The 3,862-nt window shown below is 55.4% G+C and carries 2 protein-coding genes and 3 pseudogenes; 4 read left to right on the top strand and 1 reads right to left on the bottom strand.

All coding sequences use genetic code 11. From position 1 onward, the window contains the following. Both G1E_RS26725 and G1E_RS28135 read left to right on the top strand, forming a co-directional pair. Positions 1 to 433, top strand: a pseudogene (locus tag G1E_RS26725) (hypothetical protein); the annotation flags it as partial. Between the two features lie 323 nt (positions 434 to 756). Further along, a complete protein-coding gene (locus tag G1E_RS28135) occupies positions 757 to 1,455 on the top strand; it encodes an RHS repeat-associated core domain-containing protein (protein ID WP_139137871.1) in 699 nt (232 codons plus the stop codon). A gap of 16 nt (positions 1,456 to 1,471) precedes the next feature. Here the strand turns inward: G1E_RS28135 and G1E_RS26730 are convergent. Beyond that, positions 1,472 to 2,036, bottom strand: a pseudogene (locus tag G1E_RS26730) (DUF2780 domain-containing protein). On the opposite strand from G1E_RS26730, the pseudogene G1E_RS28140 reads away from it, so the two are divergent. Together G1E_RS28140 and G1E_RS28145 are read left to right on the top strand one after the other, a co-directional pair. Continuing rightward, positions 2,030 to 2,371 (top strand): annotated as a pseudogene (locus tag G1E_RS28140) (transposase); the annotation flags it as partial. The pseudogenes G1E_RS26730 and G1E_RS28140 overlap by 7 nt on opposite strands. Positions 2,372 to 2,443: 72 nt before the next feature. Beyond that, on the top strand, positions 2,444 to 3,322 hold the full coding sequence (locus G1E_RS28145; RefSeq protein ID WP_132476556.1) for an RHS repeat-associated core domain-containing protein: 879 nt from the start codon (positions 2,444 to 2,446) through the stop codon (positions 3,320 to 3,322). Positions 3,323 to 3,862 lie beyond the last annotated feature (540 nt).

Here is a 3,862-nt window from a genome sequence, read left to right on the forward strand (position 1 = left end):
TAGGGCACCAGCACGTATTCGGCCTGGCCGCCGGTCCACTGGCAGTGGTGCGGCCGCGGACCATGTCGGCACCAGAGTGTTCGCCATTGCTCTAGTGTCGGCGTTTTCGCTGCTGGCGTTGGTCATCGACCTGGCGACCCTGGCCTCGCCGACCAGCTTTGGTGCGCTGGTGGCGTTCTCGGCGGTGAACCTGGCGATGGTGAAGACTTACCTGGTGGATGACGGGGCGCAGCGGAACCTCAAGGGCCTGCTGTGCGCCGGTCTGGTACCGCTGGTGGGCTTGGCGCTGACCCTGTGGCTGTGGGCCAGCCTGTCGGCGCTGACGTTGGTAATCGGCCTGTGCGGGTTTGCCCTGCGCCTTGCCTACCTGGCCGTCCTGACCGTCGGCTTCCGCCGCCCGGTGCGCCTGGTGGACTTCACAGAAACAGCCTGACTCCGCTTTCCCGGGCTTGCGCGGTCGCTTGTAGGAGCGGCCTTGTGTCGCGAAAGGGCCGCGCAGCGGCCCCGGCAATCTTCAAGGCAGAGCTGAAATTCCAGGGCCGCTGCGCAGCCCTTTCGCGACACAAGGTCGCTCCAAATACAGCACCAATCTTAAGGATCCCGGCGCGTTGAAGCAGTTGATTGCCTGAGCTCGCAGCGCCTGATATGTGCCCCTGAAATGAGCTAAAACCAGCGGCACGTACTGGGAATTCTGCTAGTTGCTCATGGCTTCGGAAAGGCCAAGACTCAGGCTCAACGTCTTGCGAGGTAAAACCTGTGCCGGTAACTCTGCGTACCTATTGCCCTTACGGGCAACGTCAAAATCAAGCAAGCCAGGCACTCATGCTGGGCTTCAAGGGTGAATTTCTCAATGGGGTCACTGATGGATACGTATTAGGCCAAGGCTATCGTTTCTATAGCCCGACTATCATGCGTTTCTTCTCACCTGACAGTTTTAGCCCTTTTGGCTCAGGAGGGACGAATCCCTACATCTTCTGCGCTGACGATCCAGTTAACCATGCCGATCCCACAGGCCATACTCTACTCTTCATGAATGGTCGGTTTTTTCACACACGTGGCAATATGGCAAAACCGGTTCAAACCGCGCCAGTCAGTGAGCACTTGCAGCGGCGTGCTACCCGTTTCGAGAACCCACCGATTCAATTTACAGCGCCAAAACACGCCGGCATCGACGCGATCAGCGTTCATCCCACAGACGTAGTGTCAGAGCAATCTACCGGGGTACCTGTTGATTCGGTAGCCGTCAAAGCTCGCCACATTACCCGTTTTGTGAAACCGCACCAAGTTGCCGATACCCGAAGATTGCTGGCCAATCACTTCACACTCGAGGAAATCAATCCCCTACTGCGACACGCCAAAATCGAGGAACTGGGTCCGCAAACGCGCACACTGCTGGTCAACGCTGTTCAAGAGCAGAAAGTACTGATTGCGCGCCTGCGTGGCGTTGCCAAATAACCTTCAGTGTCAGCAATCACACTGAAGGTGCCTGGATAGGCGCCGGTGTGACCCACAGGCTTCCCAGGTTCTGCAACAGTGACCCGGCGATGCCCTGCTGACCGAGGTACTGGAGGATCAGCGGGGCAAACTGGCCGATCATCCTGGTGTCCATCCCCAGCGCGTTGAATACAGTGTCCATGTCGCTACGGTTTTCCACATCATTGCCCAGTGCATTGCTCAACACCGAATGGCTTTCGCTGCCCTTGCCCAACAGTTCACCCAGCCCATTCAACCCACCCGACGCATTGGCCCCGGAAAGCAGGTCCAACCCGGGCAAGCCCTTGGTCAACTGCCCATAGCCCTCGCTACTCAGGTTGTTACGCGCCAACCCCAACATCGCTCCCACCCCGCCCAGAGCCTGTTCGGGGGTAAACTTCAATTCGCTGCAAGGTATTGAGCAAATTGGCCTGTGCCTCGGGCGCCTGCACCTGGCCTTGCTGCTTCCGATGTTGCATGGCGGAGACAGCGTTGGCAGCATCGCTGAGGTTGAAGGCGAACCCCGAGCTTGCGGCCAGGGGCATCAGGGCTGCCAATTCCATCAAGCCAACGTGGCCGCCCGCGCAAACGCTGCAAATGGCTGCTCGCCGACAAGGGCTACGACACCGAAACGCTACGTCGCTACTGCGACCAATATCGAATGTAACCCGTCATCCCGCTGCGCTCGATGAAGCGCAAGCCCAAGCCTGGCTTACCCAGATTGTTCGACCGGCCCAAATACCGACAGCGCAACATCATCGAGCGTATGTTTGGCTGGCTGAAAGAGGACCGCCGAATCGTCACGCGTTTTGACAAGCTCGCAAAAAGTTATGCCGCCATGGTCTCGCTGGCTTGTGTCTTGCGCTGTAGGCGACGGCTTTTTTCAGACAGAACCTAGCAGAATTACTAGTTGTGGTTATGCAATGATTCGCGCAGCATCAAACACTCCGACAACTGTTAGGTGAATATCATGTCGAACAAAACGAACGAAAGAACCGAACCAGCTTACGGAGCGACCGGCCTGCGCTTGGAAGAATTGTCAAATGACAATTCTTTACTCTTCTATCAAAATAGTCATCTAAACACCACGATATATCCGCACGGGTACCGTCATATTGTTCGCGTGCAAGATACAGCTTTGGCGCAACTCGAAAGCGCGCAGGCGGCAAGGATAATGACGAGCGATCGCGCCAATTCTGTCTTGGGCGTACTAGACAAAGTCGTGACGTACTCACCTTACGGCCATCTGGATGCCACGGAAGACGCGGTGCTATTGGCCTTTAACGGTCAGTGGCGTGACCCGCGGACTTTATGCTACCTATTAGGTAGCTATCGGCTGTTCAGTCCGCAACTACAGCAGTTCTGTAGCCCAGACTCTTTTAGTCCCTTTGCTAGTGGTGGCTTGAATACTTACAACTACTGCGCCGGCGACCCCATAAACTATACGGACACTTCAGGCCATAGAGCATCCAAAATATTCAGGCGCTTGTTCTCCAACAATACAACCCGAACTTTAGAGTACCGGCACTACGATGAAAAAACTGCAGCTTTACGCAAAATCGCCTCTAATAAAAATAAACAGTTAAAAAAATTGAAAGATGAAGTGACTCGCAGTAACCCCAGCACTTCGAAAGGCGCGGGAAATCCCCTGGGAAAGCCGGAACAGCCCGCACTGAATCGTCAGGAACTTCACAAAAAGTTAGCCCTCGCCAGCGAAGAGCGGAAAAAATCACTGGAACACTATAAAAGAAACAGAACCAAACTTGTGGCGGCAGCAAATAGAATCCTCGCTGCCCAGCCCATGAACTTATCCGAACGAGCTACCCGCATCAGATTCAATATTGAGTAGCGGGCATGCATGAAATTTGAGGCGCTGCATGCGCGACTCAAGGGGGGCTTGACCCAAATGCAGTTGCCTTCTGAGCCGCGGATTCTGCATTAAGGGCTTCAAGCCTTGCGCTGCCTGAGCTGGCTTTATCGCGGGCCAGCCCGCTTCCAAGGGCTTGGTATAAGCCTTACAGGTTGTTATTTCTAGCAGTCTCGAAATCCCGCCTGCAGTTCTAAATGTTCAGGCCCACTACAACAGGTCAAATCAGACATGAACAAACTTAGCGCGAAAGCTATCGAGAAAGTCAGGTGCCAAGCAGCACACCATCTTCCACAATGGCGAACGACCTCTGGCAGAGCTGAGCACAAGTCAGACGAAAGGCGGTGGCTTGCTAGTCGCTGATGGCGAAAGCTCTGCCCTTAGGGTGCTCGCCCCAGGGGACCACAAAAAAGCCCCTCGACCTGAGGGGCTTCCTGTTTCGTTACGCGATCACGCCGCGCCCCACATCTTGTGCGGGTCGATCACAAACTTCTTCGGCACTCCGGCATCAAACTCGCCGTA

Source organism: Pseudomonas sp. TJI-51 (assembly GCF_000190455.2).
Classification (GTDB): domain Bacteria; phylum Pseudomonadota; class Gammaproteobacteria; order Pseudomonadales; family Pseudomonadaceae; genus Aquipseudomonas; species Aquipseudomonas juntendi.